We start from the raw sequence: 19,670 nt of genomic DNA, 5'->3' as shown, positions 1-19,670 counted from the left end.
TCAGAACCCCGCTTCCTGACGCTGGCGGATAAGATGCGGCGGCGTTTCGGCATAGACATCCTCGAACATGTCGCGCATGGAGGGCTTGCGGCCATCATGCAGCGTGCCAATGGCTTCCGCCTCGCGCTGCGCGCTCACCACGATATCCATCACCTCGGCTTCCGCCTGCTCGTGACGCTCTTGCGACCACACACCGCGCTTGATGAGATGGTTCTTGAGCCGCAGGATCGGATCGCCAAGCGGCCATGCATCGCTCTCGGCCTTGGGACGATAGGCGGACGGATCGTCCGAGGTGGAGTGCCCGCCGGCGCGATAGGTCACATATTCCACGATGGTCGGGCCGAGATTGCGCCTTGCCCGTTCCACGGCCCATTTGGCAACGGCATGGACGGCCAGATAATCATTGCCGTCAACGCGCAGTGCCGGAATGCCGAAGCCGTGGCCGCGCGCGGCAAAAGTGCCGGAGCCGCCGCGCGCAATGCCCTGAAAGGTGGAAATGGCCCATTGATTGTTGACGATGTTCATCACCACCGGAGCCTTGTAGGTGGAGGCGAAGACCAGTGCGGCGTGGAAATCGCTTTCCGCCGTCGAACCGTCACCGATCCATGCGGCTGCGATCTTCGTGTCATGGCTGATGGCCGATGCCATCGCCCAGCCGACGGCCTGCGTATATTGTGTCGCCAGATTGCCGGAAATGGTGAAGAAGCCGTGTTCCTGCGACGAATACATCACCGGAAGCTGGCGGCCTTTCAGCGGGTCCTGCTCGTTGGAGAAAATCTGGTTCATCATCGTGACGAGGGGATAGTCATCCGCGATGAGAAGGCCCGCCTGACGATAGGTCGGGAAATTCATGTCGCCCTTGCGCAGCGCTTTACGGAAAGCGCAGCTCACCGCCTCTTCGCCCAGATGCTGCATGTAGAACGAGGTCTTGCCCTGGCGTTGCGCCATCATCATGCGCGCATCATAGGCGCGCAGCGTCATCATGTGGCGAAGCCCGTCCTTCAGCTCGTCGTCGGTGAGCGTGCCCGCCCATGGGCCGACCGCCTCGCCTTCCCGGTTCAAAACCCGGATGATGCTGAAAGCCAGATCGCGCATGGCCTCCGGCTTTTCATCGATCTCGGGCCTGCGCACGCTGCCCGCGCGGGGAATCTTGACGTGGGAGAAATCCGGCGCATCGCCCGGACGCCATTCCGGCTCGGGAACATGCAGTGAAAGTACGACATCATCGCTCATGCGGGCATACCTCGCAAAACTTGCATTGAGTGTCGAATGAGAGATCATGGACGGCAAGCGCAAAAACAACGCGACCAGCCCCAACGGCAAATCTGCCCGGCTTGCCCCGGCAAGGCTCCCTTATGTCCTGCCACCGCAGTCTTCCCGAGGGAAAACCGACCACTCCTCCCATGCGACGTGAAGCCGGTTTTTCCTCCTCCGGTTTCACTGTCTTTCAGGGTGGAACGGCTTTCCGAATAAAGCAAGATTATTTTTCAGGGCCTGCCATTGTTTTGTTTGGAAGCGGTTCGCCATGGCGGGGGCCACCGCCCTTTGCCCCAGGAGGAAATAAGCTTATTCCCATGATTTACAGGCAGTTTTATATGGAAAGAATCCGCGCTGCACCGCGCAACTTTCTTGCTATGCATTGACGGAAACGTCAGTACTGATTGGTACTATTTCGCCGCCTGTCCGCGTTTGTCATGACAGGAAAATGCCATGGGGTGAGACATTCTGTCCATATCCCGCATTGCGGGCGGGCACATTTTCAGCGGCGATTCCCGGCCTTAAAAAGCAAAAACCGCGCCCCATGTAACAGGCGCGGTTTGCGTGGCTTGGATTCCGACAAGGAAGATCAGCGGATCGCCTTGCCAGCCTCGTCGAAATGGTGGGTCTTGCCCTCATCCGGGGTGAGGAAGATCACATCGTCTTCATTATAGTGCTGCTCGCCGAACAGGCGGGCCGTGACAAGCCCTGCCGTTTCCGTCTCGACATAGAGGATCGTATCCGCGCCCAGATGTTCGGCATGGATGACCTTGCCTTTCCACGTTCCGCCCTCGCGGCTGACGGAAAGATGCTCGGGGCGAATGCCGATGGTCTTCGCGCCGGTTGCGCCGATGCGCGCGGCATCGAGAAAGTTCATCTGCGGCGAGCCGATGAAACCGGCGACGAACAGATTGTCCGGGCGGTTATAGAGTTCCATCGGCGAGCCGATCTGCTCGATGCGGCCCGCATTCAGCACCACGATACGGTCGGCCAGGGTCATCGCCTCCACCTGATCGTGGGTGACATAGATCATCGTTGCCTTCAACTCGCGATGCAGCTTGGCGATTTCAAGCCGGGTCTGCACGCGCAGCGCCGCATCGAGGTTCGACAGCGGCTCGTCGAACAGGAACAGTTCCGGGTCGCGCACCAGGGCGCGCCCGATAGCGACACGCTGGCGCTGGCCGCCGGAAAGTTCCGCCGGGCGGCGCGCGAGATAAGGTTCCAGCGCCAGCATGGCGGAAGCCCTGGACACGCGGCTTTCGATCTGATCCTTCGGCGCACCGGCCTGCTTGAGGCCGAGGCCCATATTGTCCTTCACCGTCAGATGCGGATAAAGCGCATAGGACTGGAACACCATGGCGATGCCGCGCTTGGATGGCGGCGTGACGGTCACATCCTCACCATTGATGAGCACCTGCCCGGCCGACACATCTTCCAGGCCGGCGATGGACCGCAGCAGCGTTGACTTGCCGCAGCCGGAAGGGCCGACAAAGATGATGAACTCCCCGTCCTGCACTTCCAGATTGATGTCTTTCAGAACTTCCTGTGCACCGTAGCGCTTGTGTACCGATTTGAGTAGCAGCGATCCCACGTGATAAATTCCCTTAAATTCTACCGGCTTACAGTTTGACAGGCTGGCCCGAGCGCACGCTTTCATCCGCCGCGAGGCAGATGCGCAGCGATTGCAGCGCGTCATCCATATGTCGGTTGAGATCGATATCTTCGCGAATGGCCTTCAGCATGTAGGCCTGCTCGCGTTCGCACAATTCCTGATGGCCCGGCTCATCGGCCATGGAGAGATCCGTATCCGGTTTCAGGAACTTGCCGTCCGCGCCCCGCTCTGCACGATGAACACGGATCGTCGAGGTCTTGGTGTGCGCGTCCACATCGTCGGACCTGGTGACGGCCTCGTTCATGACGATGGAAACGCAGCCATTCGGCGAAATCACATCCTTCACGAAAAAGGCGGTTTCCGACATCATCGGCCCCCAGCCGGCCTCATACCAGCCGACCGTGCCGTCATCGAACAGCACCTGAAGATGGCCGTAATTATACATGTCCGGCCTGATCTCATCCGAAAGCCGCAAGCCCATGCCGCGCACTTCCACCGGCCGGGCGTCGGTGATCTGGCACATGACATCCACATAATGCACGCCGCAATCGACAATGGGCGACGTCGTGTTCATCAGGTTCTTGTGCGTTTCCCAGGTCGCGCCGCTGGATTGCTGGTTGAGATTCATGCGGAAGACGTAAGGCCCGCCAAGCTGGCGCGCCTCGGAGATGAGCCGCATCCAGGATGGATGATGGCGCAGTATATAGCCGATGACGAGCTTGCGCCCGTTGGCCCGCGCGCAGTCGATCACCCGGCGCGCATCCTCGACCGTCGTTGCCAGCGGCTTTTCCACAAACACATGCGCGCCCTGCTCCATCGCGGCACAGGCATAATCCGCATGGCTTTCCGAATAGGTGGCGACGCAGGCCAGATCAGGCTTCAATTCCTTCAATGCATCATGGAAGGACGGATGGATTTCATAGCCCGCCAACTCATCCGGCACGGCAACCTTCGTGCGATTGACGAGGCCGACAATCTCGAAACCGGGATTGCGGTGATAGGCGAGCGCATGGCTGCGGCCCATATTGCCAAGCCCGGCGGACAGGACACGGACAGGATTTTGCATTGCAGAACTCATTTCACAGCCCCCGCGGTGATGCCGCGGATCAGCTGCCGCGAGAAGAGAACATAAAGGATGAGGATCGGGAACATCGCCAGCGAAAGCGCCGACAGAACCGCATTCCAGTTGGTGACGAACTGGCCGATGAAGAGCTGCGAACCGAGCGTCACCGTCTTGGTGGCTTCGCTTGGCGCAAGGATCAGCGGGAACCAGAGATCGTTCCAGATCGGGATCATGGTGAAGACGGCAACCGTGGCCATGGCGGGCCGGATCAGCGGCAGCACCAGCTTGAAGAAGATCGTATATTCCGACATGCCGTCTATGCGCCCGGCATTCTTCAGATCATCGGACACGGTTCGCATGAATTCCGACAGGATGAAGATCGCAAGCGGCAGGCCTTGCGCGGTATAGACGAGGATCAGCGCCGTCAGCGTGTTGACGAGGCCGACGGCCACCATCCCCTGCAACAGCGCGACCGTGCCGAGCCGGATCGGGATCATGATGCCGATGGCCAGATAAAGCCCCATCAGCGTGTTGCCCTTGAAGCGATATTCGGCAAGCGCAAAGGCGGCCATCGCGCCGAACAGGATCACCAGGAAAATGCTCGCCACCGTGACGATGGCGCTGTTCTGGAAATAGGTCAGGAACGAGCCCTGTTTCAGAACGGTTTCATAACCGATGAGGCTAAAACTTTCCGGCGTCGGAAACTGCAACGGCGTGCGGAAAATCGCATTGCGGTCCTTGAACGAATTGATGAGCGTCAGCGCCACGGGGAAAACGGCGATCAGCATATAGAAGATCAGGGCCGCATGGACGAGCGTGGTGCGAATGGGCGATGTGCGTGCTTTCGACATGGTTCTCGCTCCTCAGAACTGATAGCGGCGCATGCGGCGCTGGATGCCGAACAGGTAGAGCGACACGCCGGCCAGAATGATGAGGAACATCACGGCGGCGATGGTGGCGCCCATGGACGGATTGCCAAGCTGCAACTGGAAGCCGAAGAAGGTGCGGTACAGGAACGTGCCCAGGATATCGGTCGACTTGTCAGGCCCGGCCAAGGCCCCCTGCATCGAATAGACGAGGTCGAAGGCATTGAAATTGGCAACGAAGGTCATCACCGAGATCAGGCCGATGGATGGCATGATGAGCGGCAGCTTGATCTTGAAGAACTGGCTCCAGCCGGTGATGCCGTCGCATTCGGCGGCTTCCACGATTTCCTCGGGAATGTTGAGAAGCGCCGCATAGATCAGCATCATCGGAATGCCGACAAACTGCCAGACCGAGACGAGCGACACGGTGACGAGCGCCGTATCCGCCTTGCCGAGCCATGGCCCGAACGCCCATTTGAGGCCGACGAGATCCATCATCCATGGCGCCACGGCCCAGATCGGCGACAGGATGAGCTTCCAGATGAAGCCGACGATCACGAAGGACAGCAAGGTCGGCAGGAAGATGGCCGTGCGGTAGAAGGCAGCAAAACGCAGTTTCGGCAGGGACAGCATGGCTGCCAGCAGGATGCCGATCGGGTTTTGAACCAGCATGTGAATGCAGAAGAATATGACGTTGTTTTTCAACGCATTCCAGAAATCGCGCGACCAGTTCGGATCGCCGAAAAGGGCCTGGAAATTCGCGAACCCCACAAAGGCGCGCTGTCCGTCGACGACATTGAAGAAGGCCTGCCGCAAGGTCTCGATCAGCGGCAGCACCATCACCGCCGTATAGATCAGCACACAGGGCAGAAGAAATACAAGTATATGCCAACGCCTCGGGCGCTTGTGCACAATAGCTGTCATGTCGGCAGACTGGCTCATATAGGCATTCGCTCTTTTGATGTTCTTACTCGACCGGGCCGCCGGCACGAACCGGCAAACCGTTCCGAATCTTGTTTTCATGCATGATCAGGCAAGGACAGCTGTTTGTGTCGCAACCATTCGGGTGAATGCCGCGCCATGGAAACCTCTCCATGTCCACGACATGCAGCAGGTTTAACCTGACACGGATTGCACCATTTGCAAAACGGCATGTCGATGTGCCGGATGAAAAGATATGGGCGGCGCGCCCCCGCGATCGCCGCCCACACTGCCCCCGCGTTTTACTTCGCAGGCTTGTACCAGCTGTCGAGACCTTCCTGCAGCTTCTTGGCGGCATCTTCCGGCGTTACGGTGCCGTTGATGACGTTGGCCGACTGAACCCAGGTTTCGTTTTCGAGGTTCGGCGTGCCGCGCGACAGGATCTGGTAGGTCGAACGAATGGTCGGCTTGCACTTTTCGCGCCAGGAAACGAATTCCTGCGCCAGCGGATCGTTCATCTTCACCGCCGTCGAATTGAGGCTGAAGAAGCCCGGCAGCGCATTGGCGTAGATTTCCGCGAATTCAGGCGAAGCGACCCAGTTCAGGAACACCTTTGCCTGTTCCGCATGCTTGCTGGAAGCGTTGAGGCCAAGGCCGATATCGTTGTGATCGGAGATGTAGCAGGTGTCGCCTGCATTCTTGACCGGCGGCGGGAAGGCGCCCATCTTGAACTGGGCCTGCGTGTTGAACAGGCCGATTTCCCACGAGCCGGCCGGATAGATGGCCGCACGACCGAGCGTGAACAGGTTCTGGCTGTCGGGATAGGTCTGCGCCTCGAAACCGTCGCCCAGATAATCCTTCCACTTGGCAAGCACCTTGAACGGCTCGACCCATTGCGGATCGGTAAGCTTTTCCTTGCCGGCGATCAGCGCCTTGCGGCCTTCTTCGCCCTTCCAGTAGGTCGGCCCGATATTCTGGTAGCCCATGGTCGCGGCTTCCCACATATCCTTCGTGCCCATGGCCATCGGGATATAGGTGCCGTCCGCCTTGATCTTTTCAAGAACGTCGAAGAATTCGGCTTCCGTCGTCGGCGCCTTGAGGCCCAGCTTGTCGAAGGCTTCCTGATTGTAGATGAAGCCGTGAATGACCGAGGCCATCGGCACGCAGAAGGTCTTCGAGCCGTCGTCGGTGGTCCATGCGGACTTGGCGACGTCGGAGAAGTTCTTCATGCCTTCCAGATCGGTCAGATCGGCAAGCTTGCCCTTGTTGAAAAGTTCAAGCGAGGTGTCGAACGGACGGCAGGCAACGAGGTCGCCGCCGGAACCGGCATCGAGCTTGGCATTGAGCGCGGCGTTATATTCCGTCGGCGCGCTCGGCGCGAAATTGATCTTGATACCGGGATTCTTGGCTTCAAAAGCCGGAATGATCTTTTCCTGCCAGATTTGCAGATCGTCGTTGCGCCAGCTTTCCACCGTCAGCGTGACGTCTTCCGCAAGCGCGGCCGAGCCCGACGCCAGCAGCGTGGAACCCAGCAGCATGAGTTTCAACGTATTACGAACCATTAACCTTCTCCCGTTTTTTAGAGCGGTTCCGGTTTGAATGGTATCGCCGGAACCGCTCTATCTATTTGTTTTCACGCATTATCCGACGCAAAACCGCTTCGCACTTTTGCTGGAAATGCTCTCGAGCGCGGATGCGCAAAAGAGGCGAAACGACGCCAGGCCGCATCGGTACGAACGCTCCTCGCGTTGCGGGAAAGGCACCGACCCCCGCCGGTTATCTCCACCCCGAATCCGCGTGATCCTCGCCCTCAGCGGCATTGCGCTCCCCTTCCGCTGAAATTAATGCCAAAAACGTACCAATTGTCCAGAGAAGTTTACGACTTTCCCGCAGAAAAATTGAAACCATTCTTTTTTTCCGAAATTTATCAATGGATTAATCAATTTTTTCACAGGGCGACAAATCTGCTTGGTTAATGGTATTTTTTTGGTATCTTCAAGCTGGAGGTATCTTCATGACTGAATTCTTCATTGGCGTCGATGGCGGCGGCACCGGCTGCCGCGCCGTGGTGGCGGATAGCGACGGCGCGATTCTGGGTTCGGGGCGCAGCGGCTCCGCCAATATCGTCACCGATCCGCAGACGGCGCTCACCAATGTGATCGCCGCGATCGACGACGCTTTTGACCGGGCCGGGCTGGACAAGGCGCATTATGCGGCAAGCCATGCGGTTCTGGGACTTGCGGGCGGCAATGTCGAGGGTGCTGGCCTTCCGATCGAACGCGGCCTGCCCTTCGCGCATGCCAATGTGGAATTCGACGGCTTGATCGCGCTTCAGGGCGCGCTTGGCGATCAGGACGGGATCGTCGCCATTCTCGGCACGGGAACGGCCTATATCACGCGCCGGAACGGGCATATTCATTCGGTCGGCGGATGGGGTTTCCCCTTGAGCGATCTCGGCAGCGGGGCGCGGCTGGGGCAAAGCCTGTTGCAGGAATGCCTGCTGGTGCATGACGGCATTCATCCGCGCACGCGGCTGACGACCGATCTTCTCAACGAGTTCGACAACAATCCGGACAATCTGGTCGCGTTTGCCTGGACGGCGAAACCCGGAGATTTCGGCACATATGCGCCGCGTGTTTTCCGCTATGCGGGCGAAGGCGACGAAACGGCGCGGATGCTGCTGGAGCGCTCCGCCGGTTATGTCAGCGAAACGCTCGATGTGCTGATCGGACAGGGCGGGGAAAGGATCAGCCTGCTTGGCGGCATGGCGCCGCTCTATGTGGAATGGCTGCCGCCCCGCCAGCAGAAGCTTCTGGTCGAGCCCGCGGCGGACGCCCTGACCGGCGCCTTGCAGCTTGCCCTCAAGCGATATGGGCCGCACAATGGAAAGGCGCGCGAATGAGCGGAAATTTCAGCGCTTTCCTGCCCAAGAACCTGCAAGGCTCCGCCCCCGCTTCCGGCGGGCCGCTCTATATGCAGCTGCGCCAGTCGCTGGAAGCTGCGATCCGCGCCGGGCAACTGGTTGACGGCGAAGCCCTGCCGCCGGAACGCGACATTGCCGAATATGCCAATATCAGCCGCGTCACGGTGCGCAAGGCCGTGGACGATCTCGTCAAGGCGGGGCTTCTCGTGCGCCGTCACGGTTCGGGCACGTTCGTCGTGCGGCCGGGCGAGCGCGTACAGCAATCGCTTTCCATGCTGACGTCCTTTACCGAAGACATGGCGCGGCGCGGCATCACCACCCAATCCAGATGGCTGGAACGCGGCCTTTATTATCCCTCGCCGGAAGAAATGATGAAACTCGGCGTTTCGTCGGAAACCCGCGTGGCCCGCCTCGGGCGCCTGCGCATGGCAAGCGATCTGCCGCTGGCCATCGAACGGGCAAGCCTGTCCAGCGAAATCCTGCCCGACCCGGACGCGGTCGGAGGCTCGCTTTATGCCGAACTCGACCGGACCGGATTTCGGCCCGTGCGCGCCGTCCAGCGCATAGCCGCCTGCAACATCAAGGACCCCGACGCGCACATTCTGGGCGTCAGTGAGGGCGATGCGGGGCTTTCCATCGAGCGGATTTCCTATCTGTCATCCGGCCGCGTGGTCGAGTTCACAAAATCGCTCTATCGCGGCGATGCCTATGATTTTGTCGCCGAACTGACAATTCCCCAAGCTTGAACCGATAATGAGAACGGCCCGTTTCCGGGCCGTTTCTTGTTTAGTGATGCTTGTTGCCTTCACGTGCCAGATCCGCCGTCGGATCGGCGGCCAGGCGCTTGCGCGCCCGGTCGTCCATCAGCTCATACCACATGGCGTTGAGCACGGCGAAAGCGGCTGCAAGCGGCAGGCCAAGAAGCCAGGAAAAATACCACATCTTGCTTTCCCTTCCAGTTAGTAGGCGTGATTGCTGTCGTCTTCGACCATGTCCTTGTCCACCTTGCCCCACAGGACCTTGTAGACCCAGGATGTGTAGGCAACGATCAGCGGCAGGAAGATGATGGTCGCGACCAGCATGATGAACAGCGTCATATGGCTGGAGGACGAATCCCATACCGTCAGGCTTGCGCGCGGATCGATGGACGAGGGCAGGATGAACGGGAACATCGACACGCCGACCGAGGAAATGATGCCGAAGATCGACAGTTTGCCGAACAGAAGCGGCGCCAGTTCGCGGCGGCTGCGCAGGGCGATGAAGGCCGCAAGCGCCCCCAGAACGCCGAGCGCCGGAGCGATCAGCAAAATGGGATGGTTCGCGTAATTGGCAAACCATGCGCCGTGATCCAGCTCCACCGTCTTGCGCAGCGGATTGGACGGCCCATCGGTGACGATGGCGCTCGTGATCCGGTAACCGGAAATCCAGAGCCAGCTCACGACGCCGGCCAGCACATAGAGCACCACCGTCAAAAGTGCTGCAATGCTGCCATAGGACCGCGCGCGGGCCTGAATATCGCCGGTTGTCTTCAGCACCAGCCACGACGCGCCGTGCATGGAGAGCATCGTCACCGAAAGCAGGCCGCACAGCAGCGCAAACGGATTGAGCAGGCCGAAGAACGAGCCTTCATAGAAAATCCCAAGATCATCGGTCAGACGGAACGGAACGCCCTGCAACACATTGCCGACGGCGACGCCGAAAATGAGCGCGGGCACGAAACCGCCGATGAACAGCGCCCAGTCCCAACCCCGCCTCCAGGCTGCGCTGTCGCGCTTGGACCGATATTTGAACCCGACCGGACGCAGGATGAGGGCGAACAATATGGCAAACATCGCCAGGTAGAAGCCCGAGAAGGACACCGCATAAAGCTGTGGCCAGGCGGCGAAAATGGCGCCGCCCCCGAGGATCAGCCAGACCTGGTTGCCTTCCCAGACCGGGCCGATCGTGTTGATGATGATGCGCCGCTCGATATCGGTCTTGCCGACGGCCGGCAGAAGGATATCGACACCGAGGTCGAACCCGTCCATCGCGGCGAAGGCGATCAGCAGCACACCGAGCAGTAGCCACCAGATGATGCGCAGGGTTTCATAGTCCAACAAATCGCTGAGTATCATGATCCTTACTCCGCAGGTGCTATGCTGGCCGGGGCGAGAATGGCTTCCGGCTTGCTGTCGGGTTCAGGTCCGGCCTTGATGGCGCGGATCATCAGGCCCATCTCGATGATGAAGAGAACCGTATAGATCGCCACGAAACCGAGTATGGTCAAAAGCACGGTGGAGGCGCCGAGATTGGAGACGCCAACCGCCGTCGGCAATATGCCTTCGATGACCCAGGGCTGACGGCCGAATTCCGCGACGATCCAGCCCATTTCGGCTGCGATCCATGGCAGCGGGATCGCAAACACGGCAACCCGCAGCAGGAATGGATGACGGTCGAGCGCACGGCGCGCGGACAGAACGAAGAACGTGCCCGTCAAAAGGATCAGGAAGAAGCCGATGCCGACCATGATGCGGAAAGACCAGAACAGCGGCAGGACGCCGGGAACCGTATCGTTCGCGGCCTGCGTGATCTGGGCGTCGGTGGCCTGACGCGGATCGTCGACATAGCGCTTGAGAAGAAGCGCATAGCCCATCCACTGGCTGTTGTCGGCAAAGACGTCCCGGACTTCCTGCGGGGCGGCATTCGTACCGCCTGCCGCGCGGATTTTCTGCAAGGCATCATAGGCGACGATGCCGTTGCGGATATGGTTCTCGGCGTTCTGGACCAGCTCGTCGATACCCTGGATAGGGGTTGTGAGCGAGCGCGTGCCGATCAGGCCCATGACCCAGGGAATATGCACCGCGAAATGCGTTTCGCGCGTGGCCTGATCCGGGAACCCGAATACGGTGAATGCAGCCGGGGCAGGTTCGGTTTGCCACATGGCCTCGATGGCGGCGATCTTCATCTTCTGGTGTTCGTTGGCCAGATAGCCGCTTTCATCGCCGAGAACGACGACGGAAAGCGAAGCGGCCAGGCCGAAGGACGCCGCAATCGTCATGGAGCGCTTGGCAAGTTCCACCGAACGTCCCTTGAGCAGATACCAGGCGGAAATGCCCAGAACAAAAATGGCGGCGGTGACATAACCGGCGGAAACCGTGTGCACGAACTTGGCCTGGGCGACCGGGTTCATCAGCACGGCGAAGAAATCCGTGATTTCCATGCGCATGGTTTCAGGATTGAACGCCGAGCCGACCGGATTCTGCATCCAGCCATTGGCGATCAGGATCCACAGGGCCGAGAAGTTGGAACCTGCGGCGACCGCATAGGTGGTCATGAGGTGGCCAACCTTCGACAGGCGGTCCCAGCCGAAAAAGAACAGGCCAACAAAGGTCGCCTCGAGGAAGAAGGCCATCAGCCCTTCAATGGCAAGCGGCGCGCCGAAGATGTCGCCGACATAGTGGCTGTAATAGCTCCAGTTCATGCCGAACTGGAATTCCATCACAATGCCTGTCGCGACGCCCATGACAAAATTGATGCCAAACAGCGTACCCCAAAATTTCGTCATCTGCCGCCAGATGAGTCGTCCCGTCATAACGTAAACGGTTTCCATGATGGCCAGCAGCACGGAAAGACCCAAGGTCAGAGGTACGAAGAGGAAGTGATAAAGTGCCGTGATTGCAAATTGCAATCGCGACAGGGAGACAATATCGAGTTCCATCTCTTTAAGCCGGTAATCCGGCCCTCCTGGTGTTACGAGCTGCCCTTCGCGGCAGCTCCTTTTTGATTGCGGCGACCTTTCTGGGGCCTCTCTTCCGCTTCCAATATCAATATCGGTCCAAATATGGACACGGACTTCAAAATCTTATCCGCGTCAGCGCGGCTTACCTCATGGTTTTGAGAATCTCGCCAAAGCGCTGCGAACCTTTACCTACGGACTGAACTAGGGCGCCTTGATTTAAAACAATGATTCGCTCACATATTTGCGCCTCGCGGCCGATATGCGTGGCAATCAGCAATGTGCGCGCACCGGCCCTGGCCTTGAGGCGCTCAAGAACATCCTGTGCCGTGGCACTGTCGAGGCCTTCGGTCGGCTCATCCAGCAGCCAGAGCGGGGCATCGGTCAGGAAAAGGCGCGCAAGGGCGAGGCGGCGCGCCTGCCCGCCCGACAGTCCCAGACCGCCCTCGCCCAGCATGGTGTCCAGACCGGCAGGCAGTTCGTCGATCAATGCGCCAAGACCCGCAGCCTGCAACGCATCCATCAATTCGCGGTCGCTTGCATCCGCCCGCGCCAGCCGCAGATTGTCGCGCAGGCTGTCCTGAAAAAGTTCGGTGCGCTGCGTGAGGAGCCGGGCCGGGAGAACCGCGACACGGCCCCGGTCGGCTGGAATTTCTCCGGCGAGCAGATTGAACAAAGTCGATTTGCCTGCCCCGCTTGTCCCGACGATGGCAACCCGCTCGCCGGCGGCAATATCGAGATCGATGGTCTTCAGGGCATCGCGGTCGGCGCCATCATGGCGAACGGATACGTTTTCAAGCATGACCGCCGTGCCATTTGCCGGGTTTTCAAGTGTCACCGGCGCGGGGGCATCCTGCAATTGCGGGGCGACACGCCTTGCCGCAAGGATCGTGCGGCCAAGCTCCATCGCGCCGCGCCGCAAAGCCGAAAAAGGCTCCATCGCCCCCAGAATGACCAGCATTCCAAGCGCCGCCACGGGCGCGCCGATGGCTTGCGCCTGCATCAGCAATCCAACGGCGACAAGACCGCCCGCAAGCAGGGCCGCATGAACGATGCCGAAACCGGCCCCGGTGACAATCTCTATGCGGTTCAGCCTGCGATCCGATGCGGCGACATAGCCATCCGCGCGGACCATTGCCAGCTTCTGTTCCTCAAGGCGTCCCGCCATCAGAAGTTCGGTCTGCCCGGCAACAAGATCGACCGTGCGGGCGCGCAGCGCCTCCGTGCCCTTGGCGCGCTGCCGCATGGATTTTTCGGACCGGCGGGCCGCAAAAAGCGGAATGCCAAGCCCGGCGGCAAGCAGGATAATCGCCACCGCCAGCCCGAAAAGCGGGCTCATCAAGCCAAGCGCGATACCGGCCACAAGCGCGGTGGCAAGCGCGGCACCAACCGGCACCACCACGCGCAGATAAAGGGAATCGAGCGCATCGATATCCGCGGTCAGGCGAAAAAGAAGCCGCGCCGGGCGTTTCAATAAAGCGTTTGCTGCCGTCGGGCGCGCCCAGCTGCGGAACAGTTTTTCGCGAAGGGCAGCGAGGATCGCAAGCGTTGCATCATGCGTGACGAGGCGTTCCAGATAGCGCGAGCCGGTGCGCAGGATCGCCAGCAGGCGAATACCGGCAGCGGGCGCGAACACATCGAACACAACGGCTGTCGCGATGCTCAGGCCCGCGATTGCCGTTGCCGTTATGAACCAGCCCGACAGGCCGAGAAGCGCGATACCGGCGAGAACCGTTACGGCGGCCGTCGCGATGCCGGCCAGGAGCGCCGTTCCCTTGGTCCGGAAGAAAAGCCGCAGGATCGGCTGCAATGACTGGAAACCGTTCATTCGGCTGCCCTCCTCTGCCAGGCCCCGCCACCATCCGCGCCACCATCCAGACGGACGATGCGATCCATCCTGCGCGCAAGCGTTTCATCATGGGTGGCGACGATCAGCGTCTTGCCTTTGGCCAATTTGAGAAGACTGTCGGCGATGAGATTCGCGGTTTCATGGTCAAGATGGGCGGTCGGCTCGTCGGCCAGAATAATATCGGCATGCGGATTGACGGCCGCGCGGGACAGCGCCAGCCGAAGCGCCTCGCCGCCCGAAATCCCGGCGCCATTCTCGCCGATCAGGCCATTGCCGGTGACGCCCGGAACATGGCCGAGCGCCATGGCGTCGATGATGGCTTTTGTGGTTTCCACCTCGGCTTTTCGGCCAAGCGTGATGTTCTGCCTGGCGGAACCGGCAAAAATATGCGGCTTCTGGCCGATCCAGCTCATCCTTGCGCGGAGCGCGGCTGCGGTATCGTCGTCCAACCCGATGCCGCCAATATCGATCCGCCCTGCCTGCGGCGCCGCCAGACCGGCGACAAGCGCCAGAATGGTGGATTTTCCATAACCGCTCGGCGCCAGCAGCGCCACATGTTCGCCCGCCTCGATGTCGAGATTGAAGCCGCTGAGAACCTTTGCCCCCGCCGCATAACCGAAATCGATGTCGTGCAGGGCGACCGTGGGCGCATCGCCGATTGCCGCAAGGCCTGTCCCCTTGCCGACAATCGGCATCGGATGTTCGGCCACCTTTTCCAGCGCGTCGATGGCGGCTTCACCTGCCGCGCGGTCGTGCCAGACGGCAGAAAGATCGCGCAGGGGTTCGAAGAATGCCGGAGACAGAAGCAGGACGAAAAGGCCCTCGGCCAATGTCAGCCTATGCCCCCATGCGCCGAAATCGAGCTGGCCCAGCAGATGGAAGCCGATATAGACCGCGACCATGGCGACGCCGATGGCGGCGAAAAGTTCGAGCACGGCTGACGACAAAAATGCGATGCGCAGGACCGACATCGTCTTCGAGCGCAGGGTTTCGGCATTCTCGCGCAACCGGTTCGCGGTTGCGTCCACGGCATGAAAGGTGCGGATCGTGGCAAGGCCGCGCAGACGGTCGAGCAGAAAGCCGTTCATGCCGCCAAGGGCGGTGAGCTGCTTTTCGCTGGCAGCTTTTGCCCGCCAGCCGATCAACGCCATGAAAATCGGTATCAGGGGTGCGGCCACCATCAGGACAAGTGCCGCCGCCCAGGAATACCAGAGCACGACCGCAAGGATGGCCAGCGGCACCAGCATGACGCGGATGCGCACGGGCACGAAACGCGAAAGATAGGGAACGACCATCTCCGCCTGTTCGGCCAGAATGCTTGCAGCCTCACCCGATGACGGGCGCGTCATGTCGAGGGGAGATCGCTGCGCAAGCGCAAAAACGGCATCGCTCCGCAGCCGGGAAAGCTCCTTGCGGGCGGCATCGAAAGCATTTGCCGCGCCTGCACTGTCGAGAATGCTGCGCAGGCAACCGAGCGCGAAGATGCCTGCGGCGCTGTAATAGATGGAGCCATCGAAGCCGGTATCGGCCAGCCTTCCGATGGCATAAGCGAGAATGCCCGCTTGCGGCAGCCAGAAAAGTGCGGCCAGCGCCTGAAGATATGCCCCCCGTTTCAGCAGGGACGGAACGGGACGACGCGGCGCGCGGCGCGAACCTCGTTGGCCGCCTGCCGCTTCGCCGTCCTTTGCCGTCGCTGTTTCCGTTCGGGGGACAACGGATGTCACTCGCGCTTAGGCTCCTTCCTGGCCGATGTTCGTCCGCGCCCGAGCGCCACGATCCTGTCCGTGGTTTCGAGGAAGCGGGTCACTTTGGCGCCAAGCGCCAGAAGGCTGGTCAGGCGGTCGGTATCGAGCCGCTTGACGTCGTCGTACCAGTTGGTCAGCCTTTCGATCAGGCCGTACATGTCCTTCATGCGATCCTGCGCATAAAGATCGCTGTCGCCTTTTGGCTGCTCCATCAGGATTTCACGCAGGACAGTGAGCGTGGGATCGATCTCGCGCTTCTTGCGCTCTTCGGCGAGCGTGCGCAGGATCTGCCACACATCCTCCGGCGTCGTGAAAAAATCGCGGCGATCGCCGGGAATATGTTTCAGCAGCACCAGATTCCAACCCTGCAATTCGCGAATACCCATGGAAACGTTCGAACGGGACACGCCCAGGGCATCGACGATCTGGTCGGCGCATAGCGGCTCCGGCGACACGTAAAGCAGCGCGTAGATCTGCCCCACGGTGCGGTTTATGCCCCAACGGCTGCCCATTTCTCCGAAGTGGAGCACGAACGACTGAACGATTGGCGACAATTCCAAAATTCTCTCTCCCGTAAATTCTGAATTTTCAGAAATTACTGAAATCCAGATAATTCAAATGGCCCGATCCTTCAATCCGCCGATCTCCGGCAAAGCCGGAATGGACAATTGGCCGCAGCCTCGGGACACTCCTCCAAATGTCCCGAAACAGGGATAGGCCGCCGCTTCCACCCCGCAATTGGCGGGCAGTCCGGCCGGGGATTCGGCAAATGGCGGATAATGTTTCCGGAAGGCAGGATAGCCGGTCTTGGAGCGAACTCCAAAACAGGTCGCCGGTCAGGCCGGAAGCAATGTCGCCGCTTGTGTCTGCAAGCGGCGGTTTTCCCCATTTGGTGTGACGGAAACCGCATGTTTTCCGCCCTCTCCGCACCCTCGACCAAACCCGCGGACCTATAGCGGGTCGGACGATGAAGGCAGCTCCTTGCTGTCCTGCGTTCTGTCGCGATGGATCACGGCGCGGCTGAGCAGCATGAGCGTTACCGGCGTTGTGACGACCACAAAGACGGTAATAAGCACTTCATGCAGAATCGGCTTCGATTGCAAGATGGAGAAAAACATGATCGACGCAATCAGGATTCCACCTGCCCCGAACGAAGAGCCGAGCGTGGGAGCATGAACGCGCTCGTAAAAGCTTTTGAACCGCACAAGCCCGATGCATCCGACAAGCGTCAGCAAGGCGCCTGCGACCAGAAAGAATGAAATGACGACAGCGGCCCAGACCGGAAGTTCGCCTGCATTCATCATTCGATCACCTCTCCGCGCATGAGGAACTTAGAAAGGGCCACGGTGGCGACGAAACCCAGAAGGGCGATAATCAGCGCCGCCTCGAAATAGATGATGCTGCCCGTGCGTATGCCGAACGTAATGAGAAGAAGCAGCGCATTGAGGTAAAGCGCGTCGGTTGCCAGAATGCGGTCCTGCGCGCGCGGGCCGACAAGCAGCCTGTAGACCGCGCAGGCCATGGCACCCAGAAGCATCAGCTGCGCGGCAAGCAGGGACCAGAAGATGATGACTGCGCTCATGCGGATTGCTCCTCTTCCACGATATCTGCCGCGCCGAATATCCTGATGAGCGGCTTTTCATATCTTCCCTTGATCGTGTCCCGCCACGCTTGCGCATCCTCCAGATCCAGCACATGGATCGTCAGTTCGTGCCTGGCGGCATTGTAGTCCACCCAGGCCGTGCCCGGTGTCGCGGTGATGATGCAGGCAAGGACCGCAAGCGCCGTGCGGTTCTCCAGATCGAGCCGGATAACGACGAAGCCCGGACGCCGCTTGCGCCTGCGCGACAGGATGATGCCCGCAACCGCGATGTTGGATTGCAGCACGTCATAGCTCATGGCGCCGAACAGCCAGAGCATCGTCGGCACCGAGCGGATATGGTTCTTCTGCGGCCGCAAGGCCGTCATGATGTGACATGCGACGAGCGCGATGATGGCGCCGAGCAGAAGCTGCGCCCGCGTGAAGCCGTTCAAAAACAGCCAGAACAGCAGCAGCGAGGCGAACAGAAGCGGATAAGGCAGGATTTTCTTCACTGTGCCGCCTCCATTTGCGCACCGACGCGCGGCGCATTGAGGACGCTGCCGATATAGGATGCCGGATCGTGCAGCGAACGCGCCGTCTCGTCCATATAGCGCATGGCCGGACCGGCCGCGATCGTCAGCGCCAGGCAGATTGCCAGAAGGCCGGCGATCGGCACGATTTCGCGCACCAGGACACGCGGCACATTGCCTTCGAGCGACGCCCAGAAGGTGCGGATGCCGCTGCGCGTCATCGCAATCAGCGCGGACAGGCCGGACAGCAGAATGAGCGTGACCAATATCCAGCTTGCCGGGCTGACAGGCATTGCAAGCTGCGGCGTCGGGCCATCGCCGTTGAAGACGGCCGCGAGGATGAGAAACTTGGCGATGAAGCCGGAAAATGGCGGCAGGCCGATCAGCAATATCGCGCAGATGCCGAAGAAGGTGCCCAGAACCGCAAGCGTTGCGGGCAGCACCGCGCCGACCTCGTCTTCCTCCTCCTCTTCCTCGTCGTCGCCATAGGCTTCCATCGTAACGGCAAGAACGTTGGCGGCGGCGTCCTGTCCGCGTTCGATCAGCTCGATCAGCAGGAAAAACGCCGCGATGGTGAGCGTGGAACTGACCATATAGAACAGGGCCGCGCCGGTCATGGCGGTATTGCCGCTGCCGATGGCCGCCAGCAATGTGCCGGACGATACGAGAATGCTGTAACCGGCAAGCCGCCCCATCGCCTGCGATGCGACGACGCCGATCAGCCCGAAGGCGAGCGTGACCATGCCGCCGAAATAGAGCCAGTCATTGCCGAAACCGTAGGACGAACCCGCGCCGATGCCGAACATCAGCGGCGACAGGCGCAGGAGCACGTAAATGCCGACCTTGCTCATGATGGCGAAGACCGCCGCTACCGGCGCTGCCGCTGCCGTATAGGCCGGCACGAGCCAGAAATTGAGCGGCCACATGCCTGCCTTGACGAGGAAGGCGACGCCCAGAACCGCCGCGCCTGCTTCCAGCAGCGCACGGTCCTCGGGGGCGACCTGCGAAATCTTCTGCGCGAGATCGGCCATGTTCAATGTGCCGGTCACGCCATAGATCAGGCTGACGCCGATCAGGAACAGCGACGAGGCAACGAGATTGACCGCGATATAATGCATGCCGGCCTTCACCCGCGCGGGGCCGGACCCATGCAGCGCCAGACCGTAGGACGCTGCCAGCATGACCTCGAAGAAGACGAACAGGTTGAACAGGTCGCCGGTCAGAAAGGCGCCGTTCAGCCCCATCAGCAAAAGCTGGAAGATCGTATGGAAATGCGGGCTGGCCTTGTGCCAATGCGCCAGCGCAAAGCTGAGCGCGGCCATGCCGAGCAGGCTCGTCAACACCAGCATCAGGGCTGCCAGCCGGTCCAGAACCAGCACGATGCCGAAAGGCGCGGGCCAGTTGCCGATCAGGTAAACCAGAGCTTCGGGCGCCTTTTCGCTCGCCATGCCTGCAAGGGTGATGGCAATCGCGATCAGGCCCAGGGTCGAGATGGAGTTGATGGCCATCTTGAGCTTGCGCCTGCGTTCATCGAACAGCAGCAGGATCGCTGCCGTGACGAGCGGCAGGACAATCGGCGCGACAATGAGTTGTGTTTTCCAGTCCAA

Annotated in this window: 18 protein-coding genes; 2 read left to right on the top strand and 16 right to left on the bottom strand. The window is 60.4% G+C overall.

All coding sequences use genetic code 11. From position 1 onward, the window contains the following. The 6 genes from AVM02_RS08950 to AVM02_RS08925 form a co-directional block, all read right to left on the bottom strand. The gene (locus AVM02_RS08950) at positions 1-1,233 is read right to left on the bottom strand and encodes a 3-methyl-2-oxobutanoate dehydrogenase (2-methylpropanoyl-transferring) subunit alpha (protein WP_411506619.1); all 1,233 of its coding nucleotides are present in this window, start codon (positions 1,231-1,233) and stop codon (positions 1-3) included. A 613-nt stretch (positions 1,234-1,846) separates the two neighbouring features. Next, the gene (locus tag AVM02_RS08945; protein WP_411506618.1) at positions 1,847-2,848 is read right to left on the bottom strand and encodes an ABC transporter ATP-binding protein; all 1,002 of its coding nucleotides are present in this window, start codon (positions 2,846-2,848) and stop codon (positions 1,847-1,849) included. 28 nt (positions 2,849-2,876) lie between these two features. Next, complete coding sequence (locus AVM02_RS08940) at positions 2,877-3,947, bottom strand: Gfo/Idh/MocA family protein (RefSeq protein WP_411506617.1); 1,071 nt, start codon at positions 3,945-3,947, stop codon at positions 2,877-2,879. After that, the gene (locus tag AVM02_RS08935) at positions 3,944-4,783 is read right to left on the bottom strand and encodes a carbohydrate ABC transporter permease (protein WP_411506616.1); all 840 of its coding nucleotides are present in this window, start codon (positions 4,781-4,783) and stop codon (positions 3,944-3,946) included. The genes AVM02_RS08940 and AVM02_RS08935 overlap by 4 nt, the downstream gene beginning before the upstream one ends. Before the next feature lie 12 nt (positions 4,784-4,795). Continuing rightward, a complete protein-coding gene (locus tag AVM02_RS08930; protein ID WP_411506615.1) occupies positions 4,796-5,740 on the bottom strand; it encodes a carbohydrate ABC transporter permease in 945 nt (314 codons plus the stop codon). A 281-nt stretch (positions 5,741-6,021) separates the two neighbouring features. After that, positions 6,022-7,281, bottom strand: coding sequence for an ABC transporter substrate-binding protein (locus tag AVM02_RS08925; RefSeq protein ID WP_411506614.1), 1,260 nt, complete (start codon positions 7,279-7,281; stop codon positions 6,022-6,024). Between the two features lie 452 nt (positions 7,282-7,733). On the opposite strand from AVM02_RS08925, the gene AVM02_RS08920 reads away from it, so the two are divergent. Together AVM02_RS08920 and AVM02_RS08915 are read left to right on the top strand one after the other, a co-directional pair. Next, a complete protein-coding gene (locus tag AVM02_RS08920) occupies positions 7,734-8,621 on the top strand; it encodes a BadF/BadG/BcrA/BcrD ATPase family protein (protein ID WP_411506613.1) in 888 nt (295 codons plus the stop codon). Then, positions 8,618-9,388 carry a GntR family transcriptional regulator gene (locus AVM02_RS08915; RefSeq protein WP_411506612.1) on the top strand — a complete coding sequence of 257 codons (771 nt, stop codon included), beginning with the start codon at positions 8,618-8,620 and terminating at the stop codon, positions 9,386-9,388. Before AVM02_RS08920 ends, AVM02_RS08915 begins: the two co-directional genes overlap by 4 nt. Positions 9,389-9,428: 40 nt before the next feature. Here the strand turns inward: AVM02_RS08915 and cydX are convergent, their stop codons facing one another. From cydX to AVM02_RS08865, 10 genes are all read right to left on the bottom strand, one after another. Next, positions 9,429-9,584 carry a cytochrome bd-I oxidase subunit CydX gene (gene cydX / locus AVM02_RS08910; RefSeq protein ID WP_411506611.1) on the bottom strand — a complete coding sequence of 52 codons (156 nt, stop codon included), beginning with the start codon at positions 9,582-9,584 and terminating at the stop codon, positions 9,429-9,431. A 17-nt stretch (positions 9,585-9,601) separates the two neighbouring features. Next, the gene (gene cydB, locus AVM02_RS08905; protein ID WP_411506610.1) at positions 9,602-10,756 is read right to left on the bottom strand and encodes a cytochrome d ubiquinol oxidase subunit II; all 1,155 of its coding nucleotides are present in this window, start codon (positions 10,754-10,756) and stop codon (positions 9,602-9,604) included. A gap of 5 nt (positions 10,757-10,761) precedes the next feature. Beyond that, complete coding sequence (locus tag AVM02_RS08900) at positions 10,762-12,339, bottom strand: cytochrome ubiquinol oxidase subunit I (protein ID WP_411506609.1); 1,578 nt, start codon at positions 12,337-12,339, stop codon at positions 10,762-10,764. A 163-nt stretch (positions 12,340-12,502) separates the two neighbouring features. Beyond that, positions 12,503-14,185 carry a thiol reductant ABC exporter subunit CydC gene (cydC, locus tag AVM02_RS08895; RefSeq protein WP_411506608.1) on the bottom strand — a complete coding sequence of 561 codons (1,683 nt, stop codon included), beginning with the start codon at positions 14,183-14,185 and terminating at the stop codon, positions 12,503-12,505. After that, positions 14,182-15,930: a thiol reductant ABC exporter subunit CydD gene (gene cydD, locus AVM02_RS08890; RefSeq protein ID WP_411506607.1), complete on the bottom strand. Its 1,749-nt coding sequence runs from the start codon at positions 15,928-15,930 to the stop codon at positions 14,182-14,184. The genes cydC and cydD overlap by 4 nt, the downstream gene beginning before the upstream one ends. Beyond that, the gene (locus AVM02_RS08885; RefSeq protein ID WP_411506606.1) at positions 15,927-16,511 is read right to left on the bottom strand and encodes a GbsR/MarR family transcriptional regulator; all 585 of its coding nucleotides are present in this window, start codon (positions 16,509-16,511) and stop codon (positions 15,927-15,929) included. The genes cydD and AVM02_RS08885 overlap by 4 nt, the downstream gene beginning before the upstream one ends. Positions 16,512-16,901: 390 nt before the next feature. After that, positions 16,902-17,255, bottom strand: a complete 354-nt coding sequence (gene mnhG / locus AVM02_RS08880) for a monovalent cation/H(+) antiporter subunit G (RefSeq protein ID WP_411506605.1) — start codon at positions 17,253-17,255, stop codon at positions 16,902-16,904. After that, a complete protein-coding gene (locus AVM02_RS08875) occupies positions 17,252-17,533 on the bottom strand; it encodes a K+/H+ antiporter subunit F (RefSeq protein ID WP_109988767.1) in 282 nt (93 codons plus the stop codon). The genes mnhG and AVM02_RS08875 overlap by 4 nt, the downstream gene beginning before the upstream one ends. After that, the gene (locus tag AVM02_RS08870; protein ID WP_411506604.1) at positions 17,530-18,045 is read right to left on the bottom strand and encodes a Na+/H+ antiporter subunit E; all 516 of its coding nucleotides are present in this window, start codon (positions 18,043-18,045) and stop codon (positions 17,530-17,532) included. Before AVM02_RS08870 ends, AVM02_RS08875 begins: the two co-directional genes overlap by 4 nt. Further along, on the bottom strand, positions 18,042-19,670 hold the full coding sequence (locus tag AVM02_RS08865; protein ID WP_411506774.1) for a monovalent cation/H+ antiporter subunit D: 1,629 nt from the start codon (positions 19,668-19,670) through the stop codon (positions 18,042-18,044). Before AVM02_RS08865 ends, AVM02_RS08870 begins: the two co-directional genes overlap by 4 nt.

The sequence above is a fragment of the Brucella anthropi genome (genome assembly GCF_046630315.1).
Classification (GTDB): Bacteria; Pseudomonadota; Alphaproteobacteria; order Rhizobiales; family Rhizobiaceae; genus Brucella; species Brucella anthropi_A.
Note: the sequence above shows the minus strand (reverse complement) of the source record. Positions and strands in the feature narration are given on the sequence as shown.

Excerpts from the sequence above, each read along its gene's own strand:
- AVM02_RS08950 (WP_411506619.1), bottom strand. The coding sequence starts at position 1,233 with ATGAGCGATGATGTCGTACTTTCACTGCATGTTCCCGAGCCGGAATGG.
- AVM02_RS08940 (WP_411506617.1), bottom strand. The coding sequence starts at position 3,947 with ATGAGTTCTGCAATGCAAAATCCTGTCCGTGTCCTGTCCGCCGGGCTT.
- AVM02_RS08935 (WP_411506616.1), bottom strand. The coding sequence starts at position 4,783 with ATGTCGAAAGCACGCACATCGCCCATTCGCACCACGCTCGTCCATGCG.
- AVM02_RS08930 (WP_411506615.1), bottom strand. The coding sequence starts at position 5,740 with ATGAGCCAGTCTGCCGACATGACAGCTATTGTGCACAAGCGCCCGAGG.
- AVM02_RS08925 (WP_411506614.1), bottom strand. The coding sequence starts at position 7,281 with ATGGTTCGTAATACGTTGAAACTCATGCTGCTGGGTTCCACGCTGCTG.
- AVM02_RS08920 (WP_411506613.1), top strand. The coding sequence starts at position 7,734 with ATGACTGAATTCTTCATTGGCGTCGATGGCGGCGGCACCGGCTGCCGC.
- AVM02_RS08915 (WP_411506612.1), top strand. The coding sequence starts at position 8,618 with ATGAGCGGAAATTTCAGCGCTTTCCTGCCCAAGAACCTGCAAGGCTCC.
- cydX (WP_411506611.1), bottom strand. The coding sequence starts at position 9,584 with ATGTGGTATTTTTCCTGGCTTCTTGGCCTGCCGCTTGCAGCCGCTTTC.
- cydB (WP_411506610.1), bottom strand. The coding sequence starts at position 10,756 with ATGATACTCAGCGATTTGTTGGACTATGAAACCCTGCGCATCATCTGG.
- AVM02_RS08900 (WP_411506609.1), bottom strand. The coding sequence starts at position 12,339 with ATGGAACTCGATATTGTCTCCCTGTCGCGATTGCAATTTGCAATCACG.
- cydC (WP_411506608.1), bottom strand. The coding sequence starts at position 14,185 with ATGAACGGTTTCCAGTCATTGCAGCCGATCCTGCGGCTTTTCTTCCGG.
- mnhG (WP_411506605.1), bottom strand. The coding sequence starts at position 17,255 with ATGATGAATGCAGGCGAACTTCCGGTCTGGGCCGCTGTCGTCATTTCA.
- AVM02_RS08875 (WP_109988767.1), bottom strand. The coding sequence starts at position 17,533 with ATGAGCGCAGTCATCATCTTCTGGTCCCTGCTTGCCGCGCAGCTGATG.